We start from the raw sequence: 17,874 nt of genomic DNA on the forward strand, positions 1-17,874 counted from the left end.
GTAGCCTCGCATCTCACACTCCTCCCTGACGCTCGCATCGCCCGCAGAGTGCCGAACACGCACGTCAATGGAACACACCGACGACACATCACTCGCGTATCGACCGACGAACACACCCCATCGAACACTCGGGGAATCGCACCAGCGACAGCCACGAACCAATGTCTGAAGAACGCCTGCAAGACCCGCCGAACGACCCGTCGAACGCCGCGGACGAGACCCGCCGTTTTGATATATATCCGCGAGAAGGACGGGGTATGGAAGACATCCCAGACCAGTACACGCCGGCGGACATCGAGTCCGTCGTCGGCGAATACTGGGAGGAGCACGACGCGTACGAGGCGACGAAGGAGGAACACGCCGACGACCCGTCGTTCTTCTTCGTCGATGGCCCGCCGTACACGTCGGGTCAGATGCACCTCGGCACCGCGTGGAACAAGACGCTGAAGGACGCCGTCATCCGACACAAGCGCATGACGGGGCACCAGGTCACCGACCGCCCCGGCTACGACATGCACGGGCTTCCCATCGAGGTGAAAGTCGAAGAGGAACTCGGCTTCACCTCGAAGCGCGACATCGAGGAGTTCGGCATGGAGGCGTTCATCGAGAAGTGTAAGGAATTCGCCGTCCGCAACCGCGAGGCGATGGACGAGGACTTCAAGTCCATCGGCACGTGGATGGACTGGGACAACCCCTACCAGACGCTCTCGCCCGAGTACATGGAGTCCGCGTGGTGGGCCTTCTCGAAAGTCGCCGAGAACGGGCTGGTCGAACAGGGCAAGCGCAGTGTCAACTACTGCCCGCGCTGTCAGACCGCAATCGCCGCGAACGAAGTCGAGTACGACGAAATCACCTCCCCATCTATCTACGTCAAGTTCCCGCTGAAAGACCGCGAGGGGAGCCTCGTCATCTGGACGACGACGCCGTGGACCATCCCGGCCAACACCTTCGTCGCCGTCGATGGCGAGATGACCTATCAGGCCGTCCGCGCCGAAAAAGACGGCGAGAGCGAAGTGCTCTACGTCGCCGAACCCTGCGTCGAGGGCGTCCTGAAGAAGGGTCGCTACGAGGACTTCGAAGTGCTCGACGAACTCCCCGGCGAGGAGATGCTCGGTTGGGAGTACGACCACCCGCTCGCCGACGTACTGAACGAGTACGCCGACTTCGAGGGTGCGGGGCAGGTCTACACCGCCGACTACGTCGAAGCCGACCGCACGGGTCTGGTCCACTCCGCACCCGGTCACGGTCAGGAGGACTTCGCCCGCGGGCAAGAACTCGGTCTCGACGTGTTCGTCCCCGTGGACGACAAGGGCGAGTTCACCGCACAGGGTGGCAAGTACGAAGGCACGTTCGTCCGCGACGCCAACCCGCAGGTCATCGAGGACCTCGACGAGCGCGGTCACCTGCTCCACGCTGGCGAGCACGACCACCGCTACGGCCACTGTTGGCGCTGTGATACGGACATCATCTTCCTCGCCACCGACCAGTGGTTCATCACCGTCACCGACGTGAAAGAGCAACTGCTCGACAACATCGAGGAGTCCGAGTGGCACCCGCAGTGGGCCCGCGACAACCGCTTCCGCGACTTCGTGAGCGACGCGCCCGACTGGAACGTCTCTCGCCAGCGCTACTGGGGCATCCCGCTGCCCATCTGGGTTCCGCAGGACCCCGACGCCGAGGGTGCGGAGGAGATGCTCGTCATCGGCACGCGCGAGGAACTCGCCGAGCGCGTGGACCAGGATATCGACGCCGACTCGGTGGACCTCCACCGTCCGTCGGTGGACCCGCTCACCATCACCGAAGACGGCGTGACTTACGAGCGCGTCCCCGACGTGTTCGACGTGTGGATCGATTCGTCCGTGGCGACGTGGGGCACCCTCGACTTCCCCGGCCAGACCGAGGACTACGACGAACTCTGGCCCGCCGACCTCATCATCGAGGCGCACGACCAGACCCGCGGCTGGTTCTGGTCGCAACTCGGCATGGGCACGGCCGCGACGGGCGAATCTCCGTACAAGGAGGTCATCATGCACGGCTTCGCCAACGACAAGGACGGCCGCAAGATGTCCAAATCGGTGGGGAACATCGTCACGCCCGAGGAGGCCATCGAGCGCGCCGGCCGCGACCCGCTTCGCGCGTACCTCCTCAGCCACGACCAGCAAGGTGTTGACCTCTCGTTCGAGTGGGACGGACTCGCCGACACCCAATCGACGCTCAACATCTTCTGGAACGTCTTCCGGTTCCCGCTGCCCTACATGGAACTGGACGGCTACGACCCGGCAGCAGCCGACCTCTCCGAGGGCGAGCTCACCGTCGTAGACGAGTGGGTGCTCTCGCGTCTCCAGACCGTGAAAGCCGAGATGGCAGAAGCGTGGGACGACTACCAGATTCACACCGCGCTCAACACGCTGCTCGACTTCATCACCGAAGACGTCTCGCGCTTCTACGTGAAGGCGATCCGCGAGCGCATGTGGGACGAAGAGGACTCGGACTCCAAACTCGGCGCGTACGCGACGCTCGCAACCGTCATGAAAGAGTCCATCCGACTCATCGCGCCCTACACGCCGTACATGGCCGAGCAGATGTACCAGCGCCTCGACGGCGCGGAGACGACGGTCCACCAGCTGTCGTACCCCACGGTGGACGAGGACCTGCGCGACGAGGACCTCGAAGCCAACATGGCGGTCCTCCGCGCGGTCGAGGAGTCGGCGGCGTACGCCCGTCAGCAGGGCGGCCGCAAGCTCCGCTGGCCCGTCTCGCGCATCGTGGTCGAGACCGAAGACGACGACGTTGCCGAGGCGGTCGAGGCCCTCTCGGACCTCCTCGCAGAGCGCGTCAACACGCGTTCGGTCGAAGTCGTGGAGGTGTTCGACGAACTCGTCGAGACAGCGGAACCGCAGATGAGCGTCATCGGACCGGAGTTCGGTGCCGAGGCCCAGCAAATCATGGGTGCGGTCGAAGGGCTGACCCGCGCCGAAGTCGAATCCGGCGTCGAAGTCGATGGCGAGACCTACGAACTCACCGACGAGATGGTCGCTTACCACGCCGAACCACCCGAGAACGTCACCGGCGGCGACTTCGAAGGCGGCACCGTCTACGTCGATACGACGCTCACCGACGACATTGAGTCCGAGGGCTACTCCCGCGACGTCATCCGCCGCATCCAGGAGATGCGCAAGCAACTCGACCTGGACGTCGAAGCCGAAATCGACGTGTCGCTCACGGTCGATGACGACCGCGTGGCCGGATTCGTCGAGGAACACCGCGACCTCATCGCCGACGAAGTTCGCGCCCGCGAGTTCGAACTCGGCTCGGCAGACGGCGAGACGGTCGAGACGTGGGACGTCGAGGGCATCTCGGTGACCATCGCGGTCACGCCGCTCGAATAGGCGGTTCGACCTCCCACTCCTAGGTTCACAGTTTTTGGCATCTATTTCTTCTTAAATTAACCGTCGATTCGTTAGATGCCGTTACTGTCTGGAATCGGATTCATTCAGTGAGAAAACACTGTAATTGGGCTAACTGTCTCGATTTCGAGGATATGAAGCGTATTCTGTGCCTGATTGTTGACTAACACTTTTGACGTATTCGCCCGTGTATCAGTGTAGACCATGAAGAAACTCATCAACGAGCCAAGCACAGTGGTTGACGAGATGCTGGACGGGATGGTAACGGCGCACCCCGAACTGCGGCGTCTCGACGGAACGAACGTCGTCGTGCGCGCCGACGCGCCGGTCGCAGGCAAGGTCGCGGTGGTCTCCGGTGGCGGGTCCGGCCACGAACCCACGCACGGCGGCTACGTCGGCGAGGGAATGCTGGACGGCGCGGCCGCGGGTGAGGTGTTCACCTCGCCGACGGCCGACCAGATTAGCGAGATGATTCAGGCGGTTGACTCCGGCGAGGGTGTCCTCTGCGTCGTCAAGAACTACGAGGGCGACGTGATGAACTTCGATACGGCCGCCGAGATGGCGGACATGGAAGGTGCCACCGTCGATTCGGTCGTCGTCAACGACGACGTTGCGGTCGAAGACTCCCTCTACACGTCCGGCCGTCGCGGTGTCGCCGGGACGATTTTCGTCCACAAGTGCGCGGGTGCGAAAGCCGCCGAAGGTGCGAGCCTCGAAGGCGTCAAAGCCGTCGCACAGAAGGTCATCGACAACGTCGGGACGATGGGCATGGCGCTCACGTCGTGTGTCACCCCCGAGAAGGGCGAACCGACGTTCGACCTCGGCGACGACGAAATCGAACTCGGCATCGGCATCCACGGCGAACCCGGAACCGAGCGCACGGACCTCATGAGCGCCGACGAGATAACCGAACACCTCGCCGAGCAGGTGTTCGACGACCTCGACCTCCAAGAGGGCGAAGAGGTCGTGACGATGGTCAACGGCATGGGCGGGACGCCGCTGTCGGAACTCTACATCGTCAACCGCAAACTCCAGTCGATGCTCGACGACCGCGGCGTCGAGACGTGGGACGCGTGGGTCGGCGACTACATGACCTCGCTCGACATGATGGGCTGTTCGGTGACGGTCCTCCGCGTCGATGAGGAACTCAAAGACCTGCTCAGCGCGCCCGCTTCGACGCCCGCGCTGACCGTCGCAGAGTAGACAGACATCCTCCTTTTTTTGACAGTCACGAGTACTGGAGAAGTGCTTACATTCTCCCCAACTAACATGAATATATGACCGACGTGGATACCCAACGCGAAGCAGTGCTGGCGGCGCTCGACAACGTCGCCGCTCGACTCGCCGACGAGAAGAAGTACCTCACGAACCTCGACTCCGAAATCGGTGACGCCGACCACGGGACGAACATGGAGCGCGGGTTCGGAAAAGCAGCCGAGAAGCGCGACGAGTTCGCGGAGATGGACCCGCACGAAATCGTGAAAAACATCGGGACGACGCTGATTTCGAACGTCGGCGGTGCGGCCGGACCGCTTTACGGCGGGTCGATTATGTTCTCCAGTCAGGAACTCCAAGACGGCATCACGGCCGAAACCTCGGTCGCCTTCGCCGAAGCGTATCTGGAGAAGGTCAAGGACCGCGGCGGGGCACAGGTCGGCTCGAAGACGATGGTGGACGCGCTCACGCCCGCCGTCCACACCTACAAGAAATCCATCGAACAGGACGACTTGCCGCCGCTGACGGCGCTGGCGAAGGCCGTCGATGCCGCCGAGCGAGGCGTCGAGTTCACGGTTCCCATCAAGGCGCTCAAGGGTCGCGCTTCCTTCCTCGACTGGCGCTCTGTGGGCCACCAGGACCCCGGTGCGACGAGCACGCTGTTCATCATGGAAGAGTTGCTCCGAACTGCGGAGGAGTATCTGGAGGGCGATGTCGAGCGTGACGCCCGCGCCGCCACCGCCGTGGAGCGCGACGAATGATCGGACTCGTCGTCGTCTCACACAGCGCGAAAGCCGCGGAGGGAATCGCCGACGTGGCCGCCGAGATGGGTGGCGGCAAGGCTCGAATCGTCCCCGCTGGCGGCGACGAAACCGGAATCGGAACGTCTCCGGACCGAATCCTCGAAGCGCTCGAAGATGCCGACGACGGCGACGGCGTGGTCGTCCTCGTGGACCTCGGAAGCGCCGTCATGAACGCGGAACTCGCTATCGAAATGGCGACAGACGTCGCTGCCACGATAGCCGACGCACCCATCTTGGAGGGGACGCTCAACGCCGCCGTCGAGACGACGAGTCCCAAAGCGACGATAGAGTCGGTCGTCGAGCGGGCCGAAGACGCCCGCGACTACTACAAGTTGAACTGAGCGCAGAATTCGAGTGCGGTTAGTCTACTCGTCGTCGCCGCCTTCGGGCGTCGAGAGGACCGCTTCGAGCGCGTCGAGGGCGGCCTCGGCGTCGTCACCCTCGGCGACGAGTTTGACCTCCTCACCGTGGCTGACGCCCAGTCCGGTGACTGCGAGCATGCTCGCGGCGGGGACGAGGTCGCCGTCGTCGGCGCGGCCGAGGCTGATTTCTGCGTCGAACGAGTTGGCCGTCTCGACGAATTTCGATGCGGGGCGTGCGTGCAGACCGTCTTCCGGGACGACGGTGACGATACGTTCCATACAGTGACTATCGACTCCGGAGCGTTATCGCTGACGGTTAGCGAACATCGTGAAAAAAATGCGAATTCGAACGTCCGCGACGCGGGGTTAGAACCCGAACGTCGGAACGTACGACGCGCTGGGGAAGACGCCGATGATTGCGAGCACCGCAATCAGGAACGACGTGAAGACGATAGCGGCCGCCGGCGGGTCCCAGTGCGTGTCTCCGTGGGCGTAGAAGATACGCTGGAACCCCTCTCCGAACAGCGCTCCGATGAGTCCGAAGATACCACCGAGGATGAGCGCGACGATACCGAGTTCCGCCGCACCGGCAGTCCACGCCATCGCCGCCGCCGACCCGGGCAGTGCCATGTGGTGCGTCACGGGAAGGCGCTCGACGCCGAGGTTCAAGAAGAACAACGACGCGGCCGAGATACCGAACGCGAGGAACGTGCTCCCGGTCGAGAGCGCGATGTACGCACCGAGAAGGCCGACGACGACACCGATGGATGCCACGTGACTCCACCTGTACATGTGGGGGAGCCACGGTTCGACGCTCAGTCGATTGGCGTCGTCTGCCATCATCGCACCGCCATCGGTTGCGGCAGTGCCACCACTGGCCGCTTGCGACCCTCGTGTCTCGCCGCGCTCGAACGGCGACATGTCGAAGACTCCAGACCCGCGGACTTTCCCGATGACCGGGTAACCGAAGACGACGCGGTGGAGCAACGCCGAGAGCGTCACACCCATGGCGATAGCGTCCCACGGGAGGGCGAACGTCGATGAGAGTATCGTCAGCCAGTAGCCGATGATACCGAATGCACCACCCACTGCGAGCACGTCGGGTCGAGACCCGAGTGCGAAGGTGATGTCTTTTGCTTTCGAATAGTCGAACCCTGAATCGATGTAGCCGCGTTTCGCGGCGTACGCTGCTGCTGCTGCACCGCCAGCGAAGCTGATAGCTGGCGAAAATGGCGCTCCGAATGCGACCGCGCCGGTAATCGCCCCGGCCTCGCTATCGACGTAGGCGGCAACTTCGCCCGCGATAACCATGAACCCCGTGAAGATGAATGCCGGAAGGGCACCGATTGCCGCTGCGAACGCACCACCTGCGAACGCAGCAATGAGCAGTTCGAGGGCCCAGAGGTCGCTCAGTGGCATTATTCTGCTCCGTCTCGGGCCCAGTCGAGCGAGCGTTCGACAGCGTCTTTCCACCGACCGTAACGCTGTTCGACGTTCTGTGGGTCTTTGGGTTTGAACTCTCTGTCTACTTGCCAGTTGTCTCGGAGTTCGTCGAGCGTCTCCCAGTAGCCGACCGCGAGACCGGCCGCGTAGGCCGACCCCAGTGCGGTCGTCTCGTCAACCTCTGGGCGGACGATGTCGGTGCCGAGGATGTTCGACTGGAGTTGACAGAGGAAGTTGTTCTTGACTGCACCACCATCGACGCGGAGACTCGACAGCTCGATGCCGCTGTCGGACTCCATCGCCTCGGCGACGTCGCGCGTCTGGAAGGCGATGGATTCGAGCGTGGCCCGCACAAGGTGTTCACGGCGGGTTCCGCGCGTCATGCCGACGATGGTACCGCGAGCGCGTTGGTCCCAGTGCGGCGCACCGAGACCGGTGAACGCGGGGACGAAGTACACGCCGTCGGTCGAGTCAACGGACCGAGCGAGTTCTTCGGACTCGGCCGCACTCTCGATGAGCGTCATGTCTTCGAGCCACTGGATTGCGGCACCAGTGATGAAAATCGCCCCTTCGAGTGCGTATTGGACGGGTTCGCCAGAGCGCTGGAAGCCGACTGTCGTCAGCAGGCCGTGTTCGGACGTGACGGCTTCTTCGCCGGTGTTCATCAGCATGAACGACCCGGTTCCGTAGGTGTTCTTCGCGTCACCCGGGTCGTAGCAGGTCTGGCCGAACAGGGCGGCTTGCTGGTCACCGAGCGCGCCGGCGACTGGGATTTCAGCGCCGAGGAAGCCGCTCGCATCCGTCGTTCCGTAGTACTCGTCGTCGGACGACGGGCGGACCTCGGGGAGCACCGCACCGGGGACGTCGAACTCCTCGAGCAGGTCGTTGTCCCACTCCATGTCGTGGATGTTGAACAGCATCGTCCGCGATGCGTTCGTGACGTCGGTGATGTGGTTCCCCGTCAGTTTGTAGATGAGCCAGGTGTCGATGGTCCCGAACGCGAGGTCGCCCTGCTTCGCGCGCTCGCGGACGTCCTCGGGACGTGACCGCTGGAGCTTGATGGGATCAGAGTTGTCGAGGAGCCACTCGGCTTTCGTCGCGGAGAAGTAGGCGTCGGGTTCGAGACCGGTCTTCTGTCGGACCTCGTCGGTCTTTCCGTCCGCTTCGAGCTGTTCGACTCGGTCGGTCGTTCGTCGGTCCTGCCAGACGATGGCATTGTGAATCGGCTGTCCCGACTCACGGTCCCAGATGACTGTCGTTTCGCGTTGATTCGTTATTCCGATTGCTTCGAGTTGGTCGGCGTCGAGTTGCGCATCCGAGAGCGCTTCGTCGATGACCCGTTTGGTCTTGTCCCAAATCTCGGTGGCGTCGTGTTCGACCCATCCGGGTTCGGGATATATTTGCTCGTGCTTTTCGTAGGCGCTGGCGACCACTTTGCCGTCGTGGTCGAACACCATGAACCGCGTACCTGTGGTACCTTGGTCGATGGCACCGACGTATGTTTCATCAGACATTGTTACTAACCCTGGACGTGACTATGCGGGAGTTTCCCACACCAATACGTGTGCAAAATAACATGATAAATGTTTCTTTACTCTAGGTTGATTGTCTTTTATTCAGAAATGGTATGTACCGGACTCTGATGGGTTCTATTACCAGAATTATTTCACACGTCCACCTGAATTTCAGTTTTGTGTGAACGAAGTGGTCACTCATATAACAGTCAAAATTTACGTAGGGGGGCGTGAATGTGCGCCCATGCCTCTCAGTTCCGCGGTCGTTCTCGCGGCGGGCGAAGGAATGCGGCTTCGACCCCTCACGAAGTACCGCCCAAAGCCCATGCTCCCGGTGATGAACGTCCCGCTTCTCGAACACGTCTTCGAGAGCCTCGTCAACGCTGGCTTCTCCGAAATTAACGTGGTCGTCGGTTACCAGCGTGACCGGGTACAGGAGTACTTCGGCTTCGAGTACGACGGCGTCCCCCTCGCGTATCACGTCCAAGAGCAACAACTCGGTTCGGGCCACGCAGTCCTCCAGGCACAGTCCGACATCGACGGCCCCTTCCTCGTCGTCAACGGCGACCAGTTGGTCGCTCCCGAGACGATGGACGCAGTCGTCTCCGCGCACGACGCGGGTGACCAGTTTGCAACACTCGGTATCGTCGAGTCCGAAGTCGCACCGCAGTACGGCGCGGTGACGCTCGACGGTGACTCGGTCGTCGAACTCCTCGAAAAGCCGGGTGAGAGCCACTATCACCTCCTCAACGCGGGCGTCTACGCGTTCGAACCAGACGTCTTCGAGGTAATTAGAGCGACTCCGACCGAAGATGGCGAGTACTCGCTCCCGAACGCGATTACGACGGCTATCGCCGACGGCCGCGACGTGCGCGGGATTCGGACCACCGGACTCTGGCGCGACGCGACCTACCCGTGGGACTTGCTCTCGCTCACGGCAGAGATGTTAGAACGGAGCGACGAACGCGTTCATATCGACCCGACTGCCGCCGTCGCCGACGACGCAATCGTTCGTGGACCGGTCGTCATCGGACCCGATTCGGTCGTCTCGCCGGGCGCGGTGGTCGGCCCGTACACGACGCTCGGACGAAACTCCACTGTTGGTTGTAACGCCGTCGTCGAACACAGTATCGCGGACGAGGACTCCCACGTCGGTCCGAACGCGACGCTCATCGACTGTGTGACCGGGCGAGCGGCGACGATTCGAGCGGGAACTACTATCGAAGGCGGCCCGGGAGACGTTCGAATCGGTGACCACATCCACGAGGGCGTCGGTCTCGGTGCAGTCGTCGCGGACCGTGCCACTCTCGGTGGTGGCGTCTCCGTCGAACCGGGAACGGTCGTCGGTCCCGAAGCGACGGTTGCAACCGGTGTCGCGCTCCGTGGCGTCATCGAAGAAGGGGCGGAGGTCGTTCGATAATGTGCGGCATCATCGCCTGTATCGGACAGGGAGCGGAGACTGTTGACACGCTCTTGTCGGGTCTCTCATCACTCGAATACCGCGGCTACGACTCGGCCGGAATCGCCGTCTCGACCGCATCGGGAATCGACGTACGGAAGCGTGAAGGCGAACTCGTAAACCTTCGTGATGACCTCTCTGCGCAGCCGATTTCGGGAGTCTTCGGTATCGGTCACACTCGCTGGAGTACGCACGGCCCGCCGACCGACGAAAACGCCCACCCGCACACCGACGGTGAGGGGCGCGTCGCCGTCGTCCACAACGGCATCATCGAGAACTACCAGACGCTCCGTGACGAACTCGAAGCCAGAGGCTGTACGTTCGTCAGCGACACCGACACCGAAGTCATCCCGCACCTCATCGCCGCATACCTTGACGAGGGGCACGACGCCGAGGAAAGCTTTCGTAAAGCGGTCTCGAGACTCGACGGCAGTTACGCGCTCGCGGCCATCGTCGCGGGCGTAGACGCGATTTTCGCCACGCGCCAAGATTCGCCGCTCGTCGTCGGCATCGGCGACGGCACGTACTACCTCGGCAGTGACGTACCGGCGTTTCTAGAGTACACCAGCAACGTCGTCTACCTCGAGGACGGCCAGTCCGTCATCTTGCGCCCAGATGGCTGGCAGGTCACCGACAGCGACGGGTCTGCTCTCGAACCCGAGGTTCACACTGTCGAATGGGACGCCGAACAGACCGGAAAGAGCGGCTACGAGCATTTCATGCTCAAAGAGATCCACGAGCAACCGACCGCGCTGAGACAATGCTTGAGCGGCCGTCTCGACCGGCTCTCGGGTGACGTGACTGTCGAAGACATCGGCGACCTCGAAACCCCTGTGCGCGTTCAACTCGTCGCCTGCGGGACTTCGTACCACGCCGCACTTTACGGCGCACAGCGATTCCGGGAGGTCGGAATTCCAGCGCAGGCGTTCCTCGCCAGCGAGTACGCGACTGCGCCGCCACCGGTCGATGAGAGCCTCGTCATCGGCGTCACCCAAAGTGGAGAAACGGCCGATACCCTCTCCGCACTCCGAGCCGCGAAGGGCCGTGGCGCGGAGACGCTCGCCGTCACGAACGTCGTCGGGAGCACCGCTGCCCGTGAGTGCGACCACGTGATGTACATCCGCTCGGGGCCCGAAATCGGCGTCGCGGCGACGAAGACGTTCTCATCGCAACTCGTCTCGCTCTCCTTACTCATCGAGTCAGTCGCGCCGGGCGTCGATAGCGAACGAACCCGCGCGCTCGTCGAGTCGTTGTGGCGGCTCGCCGGTAACGTCCAGTCGGTACTCGACAACTCGCTCGACGACATCGAAGAACTCGTAGACGAACTCAGCGGGTCGGATGCGTACTTCTTCATCGGACGCGGCTACAACGCCCCAGTCGCGCTCGAAGGCGCGCTGAAGTTCAAAGAGATAACCTACGAACACGCCGAGGGATTCCCGGCAGGTGAACTCAAACACGGCCCGCTGGCGCTTGTAACCGAAAACACGCCCGTCTTCGCACTCGTCACTGGAGACGACGCGGCGGCACGAAAGACGCTCGGGAACATCAAAGAAGTCCAGGCACGTGGCGCTCCCGTCGTCGTCGTCACCGACGGCGTTCTCGAAGTCGAGCGATTCGCGGACGTGGTGCTTCGGGTGCCGGAGACCGACGGACTCGTCGGGCCCCTGCTCGTCAACGTCCAACTGCAACTCATCGCCTACGAGATGGCCGCGCATCTGAACCGCGAAATCGACAAACCGCGAAATCTCGCAAAAAGTGTGACCGTCGAATAGCTAGACGAGCGCTTCTTCTAACAACTGGAGCGGGTGGCGAATCTCGTAGCCCGACCCGTGTGCCATCTGCATCGAACACGTCGGACACTCGGTCATGCCGACGTCGCCCTCGGCGTGCTCCATGTGGTCGAACATGTCCGCGCCGATTTGCATCGACACGTCGTACTTCTCGGACTTCCACCCGTAGGTACCCGAGATGCCGGAACAGGAGTCGCCCACGTCTTCGATGGTCACGCCGTCGAGTTCGCGGAACAGTTCGACCGCCTGTCGGTCGAGACCCTGATTGCGGCCGTGACACGGCGCGTGGTAGGCGAACGCCTGATCGGAGACGGACGCCTCGGCGATTGCGCCTTCGAGGTCCTCGTGGATGCGGAGGTATTCGAGCGCCTCGTAGGTGTGTTCCGAGACGTCTTCGATGCCGTCGATGTCGAACAGTTCGGGGTACTCCTGTCTGAGCGACATCGAACACGAGGTACACGAGGCGATGACGTCGTAGCCCTCGTTGAGCAGGCCGGAGAAGTTCTCGACGTTGATGCCGGCGGCACGTCTCGCGTCGTCGAGCATGCCGTTGGCGAACATCGGCGTGCCCGAACAGCGCTGTTTGGGGACGACGACTTCGTAGCCGAACGATTCGAAGACGCGAACCATCGCCTTGCCGACTTCTGGGGTGTTGTAGTTGGAGTAACACCCGTGGAAGTAGGCGACGCGCTTGTCTTCGGAGCGGACCTGCGGGCCACCTCGCTCTGCTCGCGCCTCCTGCGCTCGCTCTTTCGAGGTGGCTGCGCCACCTCGCTCTTCCCACCACTCGCGGAACGTCTGGGTGGCGAACTCGGGGAAGTCGCGTTCAGACGTGATTCCCAGCACCTTCTCGTTGATTTGTTGGACGAGCGAGTTCCCCATGACGGCGTTCGTCAGGCGTGGAACTTTGCTTCCGAACCACGCGAGCGTCCCGTAGTTGGAGAGGATGCGGTTGCGGATGTACTCCCGCGAGAGTTTGTCCATCTCTGTTTCGACGTACTCGCCGCGGGCCGTGTTGTGCATCTGGCTGAGCGGCACGCCCGACGGACAGGCGTCGTCACAGCGCATGCAGTTCGAACACGACATGATAGAGGAATCGACCGAGGTGTCCTCTTTGCGCTTGAGTCGCCATTGTTCCGGCCCTTGGAACTTCGGGCCGGGGAACTTGTCGTCCACTTCGGCGACCGGACAGGACACGTCGCAGGCGGTGCACTTGTAACAGTTGTCGGACCCCGGTCGGAGGTCCATCTCGGTCGTCTCGGGGAAGACTTCGACGGGTTCGAAGTCCTCGGTCTGTGCGGCGGGTGTCAGTGTTGGCTTGGTTGGTGATTCTGCGTCGCTCATTGCTGGGCCTCCTCGCCCGCGAGGCGGCCGGCGACGGCACCCGTCGCCAGCGAGACGCCACTCGCGGATTTTTCGTGTGCGACGTGGGCGCCACCGACGACGCCACCCGCCGCGCGTAGGTTCTCGAAGTGCGGTTCGCCGTCTTCGTCGGTCGGCCGTAACTCGTCGTCGGGGACGACGCCGAATCGCGCGAACGCGTGGTCGCCGAAGGCTTCGGACTCAGACCATCGGTAGCGGTCTTCGGGATACGGGATTCGGCAGCCGAAGACGGGTTCGGTCACGGACTCGCGGTCGGAGCCGATTCCTTTGCCGACGAGTCCGCCCGTCGCCAGCACGATTTGGTCGGCTTCGTAGGGTGTGAGGCGGCTCTTCTGGTCTACGAGGACGGTCTCGATGCGGCCGTCTTCGGCCTCGTAATCGACCGCCGGGTTCCCCGACGAGATGTGGACGCCAGCGTCGTCGAGCGCGTCGAACAGTCGGTCTTCGAGTTTCAGCCCCGGCAGACTCGGCGGTCCGGTCGGGACTTCGAACACCGGCACGCCGAGTCGTTCGGCGAGTTCGTCGCGGACTTCCTCGTCGTGGTCGTCACCGAGCATGGCCGGGAAACCGACGCGCGCCTCGCCGTCGAGTTCTTCGGCGACGGCGTCTGCGAGCGCGGAGCGAACGGTGCCGCCCGAAACCGACTCGTTCCGGTCGAGGGCCTTCGCAAAGCGCGTCACCTTGGCGTCGGCGCGGAACTTCTCGGGGAACGGAATCGTGATGCCGCGCGCGGAAAATGGCACGCCCGCGGCGTCGAGGTGCTGGGCGGCGACGGGCGCGTCGAAGTCGGTTATGCTGTCGAACCCGACCAGTAGCATGTCGCCCGACGCGCTGGCGAGTCCGGGGGCGACCGACTCCGGGTATCGAGCGGTCGGTTTCACGGTCCCGCCGTAAGTGAGCACGAGCGCGTTGGTGTCGGTGTGACCGCCCTGATACGCCGTGCCGACGGCTTCGTCGAAGATGCGAAGACCGTCGCGGATGCCGTCTTTGCCCGTGACGTGGTACGGGTGGTTGGCGGGGAGTGAGTCGATGTTCTCGAACGGGTTGGCGAACGGGCCGTCGCTCCCCGAGTAGCCGAGCACGTCGATGAGGCCGCTGGCCTGTCGAAGCGTGCTCTTCTTGTGGGCGAGCAATCGGACGCGGGCGCCGGTCTCTGCGGCCGCGAGCGCGGCGGTACACGCGGCGAGCCCGCCACCGATGACCAGAACGTCGTCAGTTATCGCCATCGTGTCCTCCCGGCTCGCCGCCGTCCGCAACGCCGCCTGCTCTGCGCCCGCTTCCGCCGGTGAAGTCGCCAGCGCCGACGCCGCCGTCGAAGGCGGTGAAATCGACCGGCGTCTCCGCGGTCGCGGGGTCGTTGTCGCGGTTCATCGTCGTCGCGTGGAGCATGTGCTTGAGCGCGGCCTGCGAGAGTTGCTCGCCCCACATGCCGTGGCGTTCGCCCTTCCAGCGCTCTTGGTACAGGTCGTCGAGCGCGGCGCGAATCGTCGTCTCGTCGTACTCGGGGGCGAGTTCGTTGGCCATGCGGTGACAGCAAATCGCGCCCTGACAGTTGCCCATCGAGGCGCGCGTCTGGATGCGAACCGAGTTGAGTTCCGTCCCCGCGGTCTTGAGCGAGTCGTGAATCTCGGCGCGGGTAACCGCTTCACACTCGCAGATGACGGGATTGGGGTCCATGCTCGTGAGCACCTCGTCGGCGCGGGAACCGAGTCGCTGGACGGAGCGACGACCGATTGGTGAGCGCAGACCGAAGTCGTCCATGTAGTCGCGGAGGACGGTGAAGTCCTCGCTCCCGGGGAGCGGCACCTCGGCAGTGCGACACTCGGCTTCGACGCCGAGTTTGTCGCAGACGTGGTCCGATATCTTCTCGGCCATCATCCGGTAGGTCGTGAGCTTGCCGCCGACGATACTGGTCATCCCCGGCAGGCCGTCGCGCTTGTCGTGGTCCAAGAGGAAGAACTCGCGGGTGATGTCCGTCGGGTCCTCGGTGCCGGTTCCCGGCGGTTCGTAGAGGGGACGAACGCCCCAGAACGAGCGAATCGTCCGCGCCTCTTTCAGCATCGGGACGAGTTCCGACAGCGTGTCTATCATCAAATCGACTTCCCACCCCTCTTCGGGGTAGTCGTCTGGGTCTTCGACCTCTTCGTCGGTCGTGCCGAGGATACACGTCGTCTCGTGCGGGACGATGATGTCGGCGTCTCCCTTCGGCCGACAGCGATTGATGACCGTATCGACCTGCCGGGTGTTCATGATAGTCATGACGCCTTTCGAGGGGCGGACTTCGACTTCGACGCCGGCGAGGTCGCCGATTTGGCCGGCCCACGCGCCCGTCGCGTTGACGACGTAATCGGCGTAGATTTCCTCTGTCTCGCCGGGGCTGCCGTGGACGTACGGCCCGCTTCCGGACTTGTGGGTGACTTCGACGCCGACGACTTCGCCGTCTTCGATGAGCACGTCCGACACTTCGGAGTGCGTCTCGACGCGCGCGCCGTGTTCGACCGCGCTCGCGGCGTTCGCAACACAGAGGCGGAACGGGTCGATTGCGCCGTCGGGCACCTTGATGGCGCGTTTGATGTCGTGGGCGAGGTAGGGTTCCATCGCGCGTGCTTCCTCGGCCGAGAGCACCTCCGCGGGGATGCCACACTCGCGGCAGCCTTCGAGCTTCTTCTCGAAGTATTCGTCCGAATCCTCCGGGCGCTGGACGAACAGGCCACCGGTCATCTCGATGGTGTGGCTTGCGATTCGTCGCAGGACTCGGTTCTCTACGATACACTCTCTTGCGGACGCTTGGTCGGACACCGCGTATCGACCACCACTGTGGAGGAGACCGTGCATCCGCCCTGTCGTCCCATGTGTGAGATTCCCGCGTTCTACGAGAGTCACGTCCAGCCCGCGCATCGCAAGGTCGCGTGCGATGCCCGTGCCGGTCGAACCCCCGCCGATAACGAGGACACTCGGCGATTTGGTCATCCGTCTAACGTGAGTGGGGACCGTGAGCACTTTATTTTACCTGCACTGTTCGAAGCTGGCCGATTTCTCAGTATTTCGATGCATCCGCACACGCCGGTCGCTCGCGTACCCCGGAGAGAGACGGTCGCTACTGTATTCTCTCCGTGAAGAATATCAAAGAAAGAAATCAACATAATCGATTCAATTAGTTATTGGTACTTCGTCTTCGAGCCAGAACTCGGACCAATGAGCGCGAAGTACACGCGAGACTCACGCGAGTAGGTGTGCCAACACTGCACAATATCGAGAGCAGGGCTATTTTTACGACTGCACTTGGTACCAGTTCACGAACACCCCGGCTATGCGACTCGAAGACAGAATCGACCGGCGACGAAACGGGCGCACACACCGCCGAATCGTCAACGACTTGGCCGTGTTGAACCCGACCGCACACCTCTCGGAACCCATCGGCCGCGGCCAAACGCTGGAGCGGCTGTTGGACCACTTCGACCCTGTGTTCGACGGAAACATTCCGCCGCACGGCTACGTCCACGGTCCGAAAGGCGCGGGAAAGTCGGCCGTCGTCACGGCGCTGTTCGAACAACTCTCGCGCGCCGGTCCGTCTCCCCGCGGCGCGATTCACACGACGACGCGGACTTCGGGTCGGCCGACGACTTCCTTCTGTTACGTCGATGCGCGCGCGGCGTCCACGCCGTTCGGACTCCTCCACGACACCCTCGACTCGCTCACCGAACTCGACGTTCCGTCGCAGGGAATCGGCGTCGAAGACCTCCGTGAACGGCTGACCGAGGCGCTCTCGTACGACCACCACGCAGTCGTCGCCGTTGACCACGTCGCAGAGGCCGACACCTACCCCGCCCACGAGGCAATCGACATGCTCGCGTCGGTCACGCCGCACCTGTCGGTCCTCGCGGTCGGCCGCGACCCGCCGTCTGTCGTCGATTCGTCGGTCGAGACGATTGCAGTTCCCGCCTACGACCGACACACGCTGGTCGATATTCTCGTCGAACGAGCTTCGGATGGCATCGCGCGCAGCGCCCTCGCGCACGAATCGACCACCGAGATAGCGTCGTGGGCGGAAGGCGATGCGCACGACGCCCTGTCGGCACTCTACGGCGCGGCCACGCTCGCGGCGGACGACGACGCCGAACTCATCGACGCCTCGCACGTCGCCGCCGGTATCGATGCGGTCCCCGAAGACTCCTGCTCGCTCGGCCGCGTGCTCGCGCTCCCGGAGACTCGCCAGCGCGTCCTTCGAGAGTTCGTCCGCTTCACGGAAGATGAGCGCGAGTCAGTCACGGCCGCGACGGCCGCCCTCGCCCATGCTCCCTCTGTAGACCTCTCGACGGCGACCATCAAGCGCGTCCTCTACGAACTCTCGGATATTGGCGTCGTTCGCCGTGTCGCCGACGAGGACTCGGTCGATGGACCGGGTCGGCCGGCGACACGCCCGGTTCCCAACTTCCCGACGCTCGTCTTTCGGCACCTGTTCGACGCCGACCGCTGACTCTTTTTGTCCCGTCTCCGA

The 17,874-nt window shown here is 63.2% G+C and carries 13 protein-coding genes; 7 read left to right on the forward strand and 6 right to left on the reverse strand.

The window, feature by feature from the left end:
* Nucleotides 1-257: 257 nt before the first annotated feature.
* The 4 genes from ileS (at nt 258) to dhaM (ending at nt 5,766) form a co-directional block, all read left to right on the forward strand.
* Nucleotides 258-3,389: an isoleucine--tRNA ligase gene (gene ileS, locus ACFQJC_RS08470; RefSeq protein ID WP_390222887.1), complete on the forward strand. Its 3,132-nt coding sequence runs from the start codon at nt 258-260 to the stop codon at nt 3,387-3,389.
* Nucleotides 3,390-3,611: 222 nt separating this feature from the next.
* Nucleotides 3,612-4,610: a dihydroxyacetone kinase subunit DhaK gene (dhaK, locus tag ACFQJC_RS08475; RefSeq protein WP_390222888.1), complete on the forward strand. Its 999-nt coding sequence runs from the start codon at nt 3,612-3,614 to the stop codon at nt 4,608-4,610.
* A gap of 74 nt (nt 4,611-4,684) precedes the next feature.
* Nucleotides 4,685-5,383 carry a dihydroxyacetone kinase subunit DhaL gene (gene dhaL / locus ACFQJC_RS08480; protein ID WP_390222889.1) on the forward strand — a complete coding sequence of 233 codons (699 nt, stop codon included), beginning with the start codon at nt 4,685-4,687 and terminating at the stop codon, nt 5,381-5,383.
* Nucleotides 5,380-5,766 carry a dihydroxyacetone kinase phosphoryl donor subunit DhaM gene (gene dhaM, locus ACFQJC_RS08485; protein ID WP_390222890.1) on the forward strand — a complete coding sequence of 129 codons (387 nt, stop codon included), beginning with the start codon at nt 5,380-5,382 and terminating at the stop codon, nt 5,764-5,766. The genes dhaL and dhaM overlap by 4 nt, the downstream gene beginning before the upstream one ends.
* Before the next feature lie 24 nt (nt 5,767-5,790).
* Here dhaM and ptsH1 read toward each other — a convergent pair whose 3' ends face one another.
* The 3 genes from ptsH1 to glpK all read right to left on the reverse strand — a co-directional run bounded on the left by ptsH1 (nt 5,791) and on the right by glpK (nt 8,744).
* Nucleotides 5,791-6,066 (reverse strand): phosphocarrier protein HPr, encoded by a 276-nt coding sequence (ptsH1, locus tag ACFQJC_RS08490; RefSeq protein WP_390222891.1) that lies wholly within the window; start codon nt 6,064-6,066, stop codon nt 5,791-5,793.
* 87 nt (nt 6,067-6,153) lie between these two features.
* Nucleotides 6,154-7,206, reverse strand: coding sequence for a DUF7973 family transport facilitator (locus tag ACFQJC_RS08495; RefSeq protein WP_390222892.1), 1,053 nt, complete (start codon nt 7,204-7,206; stop codon nt 6,154-6,156).
* Complete coding sequence (glpK, locus tag ACFQJC_RS08500) at nt 7,206-8,744, reverse strand: glycerol kinase GlpK (protein ID WP_390222893.1); 1,539 nt, start codon at nt 8,742-8,744, stop codon at nt 7,206-7,208. Before glpK ends, ACFQJC_RS08495 begins: the two co-directional genes overlap by 1 nt.
* A 244-nt stretch (nt 8,745-8,988) precedes the next feature.
* On the opposite strand from glpK, the gene ACFQJC_RS08505 reads away from it, so the two are divergent.
* Nucleotides 8,989-10,164 carry a sugar phosphate nucleotidyltransferase gene (locus ACFQJC_RS08505; protein WP_390222894.1) on the forward strand — a complete coding sequence of 392 codons (1,176 nt, stop codon included), beginning with the start codon at nt 8,989-8,991 and terminating at the stop codon, nt 10,162-10,164.
* Nucleotides 10,164-11,975, forward strand: a complete 1,812-nt coding sequence (glmS, locus tag ACFQJC_RS08510; RefSeq protein ID WP_390222895.1) for a glutamine--fructose-6-phosphate transaminase (isomerizing) — start codon at nt 10,164-10,166, stop codon at nt 11,973-11,975. The genes ACFQJC_RS08505 and glmS overlap by 1 nt, the downstream gene beginning before the upstream one ends.
* Here the strand turns inward: glmS and ACFQJC_RS08515 are convergent, their stop codons facing one another.
* The 3 genes from ACFQJC_RS08515 to glpA are packed head-to-tail and all read right to left on the reverse strand — an operon-like array spanning nt 11,976 to nt 16,346.
* The gene (locus ACFQJC_RS08515) at nt 11,976-13,337 is read right to left on the reverse strand and encodes an anaerobic glycerol-3-phosphate dehydrogenase subunit C (protein ID WP_390222896.1); all 1,362 of its coding nucleotides are present in this window, start codon (nt 13,335-13,337) and stop codon (nt 11,976-11,978) included.
* The gene (gene glpB / locus ACFQJC_RS08520; RefSeq protein ID WP_390222897.1) at nt 13,334-14,602 is read right to left on the reverse strand and encodes a glycerol-3-phosphate dehydrogenase subunit GlpB; all 1,269 of its coding nucleotides are present in this window, start codon (nt 14,600-14,602) and stop codon (nt 13,334-13,336) included. The genes ACFQJC_RS08515 and glpB overlap by 4 nt, the downstream gene beginning before the upstream one ends.
* Nucleotides 14,589-16,346 (reverse strand): anaerobic glycerol-3-phosphate dehydrogenase subunit GlpA, encoded by a 1,758-nt coding sequence (gene glpA / locus ACFQJC_RS08525; protein ID WP_390222898.1) that lies wholly within the window; start codon nt 16,344-16,346, stop codon nt 14,589-14,591. Before glpA ends, glpB begins: the two co-directional genes overlap by 14 nt.
* A gap of 340 nt (nt 16,347-16,686) precedes the next feature.
* On the opposite strand from glpA, the gene ACFQJC_RS08530 reads away from it, so the two are divergent.
* Nucleotides 16,687-17,853, forward strand: coding sequence for a Cdc6/Cdc18 family protein (locus ACFQJC_RS08530; protein ID WP_390222899.1), 1,167 nt, complete (start codon nt 16,687-16,689; stop codon nt 17,851-17,853).
* Nucleotides 17,854-17,874 lie beyond the last annotated feature (21 nt).

The sequence above is a fragment of the Haloferax namakaokahaiae genome, assembly GCF_042663225.1.
In the GTDB taxonomy this organism is placed as follows: Archaea; Halobacteriota; Halobacteria; order Halobacteriales; family Haloferacaceae; genus Haloferax; species Haloferax namakaokahaiae.